This window comes from Arthrobacter sp. JCM 19049 (assembly GCF_001310435.1).
This window is the reverse complement of record NZ_BAXF01000543.1, coordinates 1-1,393: the sequence shown is the minus strand read 5'-3', so window position 1 is coordinate 1,393 and position 1,393 is coordinate 1. Positions and strand designations below refer to the sequence as shown.

The window sequence follows — 1,393 nt, the reverse complement described above, 5'->3', positions numbered from 1 at the left end:
CTCGCTGCGCGGCACGCCGGCACCAGGGATCCGGGTTTAAACAACCGTGGCGGGGGGCCGGACCCATAGGCCGGCCACCCGCCACAGCGGTGTTTTGGGTGCGACTACTTCGCGGCGTACGGGTCGGCGATGCCGATGTACTGCACGGAGGTGTACTCGTCCAGGCCCTCGGCGCCGCCCTCGCGGCCCATGCCGGACTGCTTCACGCCGCCAAACGGTGCCGCGGCGTTGGAGATCACCCCGGCGTGAAGCCGACCAGGCCGAATTCGATCTGCTCGGCCACCCGCAGCAGGCGGTTGAAGTCACGCGAGTAGATGTAGGAGGCCAGACCGTATTCGGTGGAGTTGGCCTGCTTGATGGCCTGCTCCTCCGTGGAGAAGGTGGTCACCGGGGCGACCGGCCGAAGATCTCCTGGGAGAGGATCGCCGAGTCATTCAGCACGTTGGCCAGCACGGTGGGCTGGTAGAAGAAGCCCGGGCCATCGACGGGGGCGCCGCCGACCACCGCGGTGGCACCTTCGGCCACGGCGGATTCAACCAGCGAGTGCACTTCCTTCACGGCCTTCTCCTCGACCAGCGGGCCGACGGTGCTGTCCGGTTCGGTGCCGCGTCCGGGCTTGAGCTTGCCCATGGCGGCGGCGAACTTCTCGGTGAACTGCTTGGCCACCGATTCGTGGACCAGGAAACGGTTCGCGGCGGTGCAGGCCTCGCCCATGTTGCGCATCTTCGCGGCCATGGCGCCTTCCACTGCGGCGTCCAGGTCGGCGTCCTCGAACACGATGAACGGGGCGTTGCCGCCCAGCTCCATCGAGGTGCGCAGCACCTTGTCCGCGGCGTCCTTCAGCAACTGCTTGCCCACCGGGGTGGAGCCGGTGAAGGAAACCTTGCGCAGGCGGTCATCGGCCATCAGCGGTGCGGAGATCTTCGAGGCCGAGGCCCCGGAGACCACGTTGAGCACGCCTGCGGGCAGGCCGGCCTCGATCATGGTGGCGGCGAACAGCTGGGAGGTCAGCGGGGTGAGCTTGGCGGGCTTGAGCACCATGGTGCACCCGGCGGCGATCGCCGGGGCGACCTTGCGGGTGGCCATGGCCAGCGGGAAGTTCCAGGGGGTGATCAGCAGGCACGGGCCGACCGGCTTGTGCTGCACCAGGACCTTGTTCTTGCCCTCCGGGGTGGTGATGTAGCGACCGTAGTGGCGCACGGTCTCCTCGGAGAACCAGCGCAGGAACTCGGCGCCGTAGGTCACCTCACCGCGGGCCTCGGCCAGCGGCTTGCCCATTTCCAGGCTCATCAGCAGCGCGAAGTCCTCGGCGCGTTCGGTCACCAGGTCGAAGCCGCGACGCAGGATCTCGGCGCGTTCGCGCGGGGCGGTGCGTGCCCAGGAGGCCTGCACG

At 68.6% G+C, this 1,393-nt stretch carries 1 pseudogene; it reads right to left on the bottom strand.

Annotated features, from left to right (window positions below):
* Nucleotides 1-104: 104 nt before the first annotated feature.
* A pseudogene (locus JCM19049_RS14285) lies at nt 105-1,393 on the bottom strand (NAD-dependent succinate-semialdehyde dehydrogenase); the annotation flags it as partial.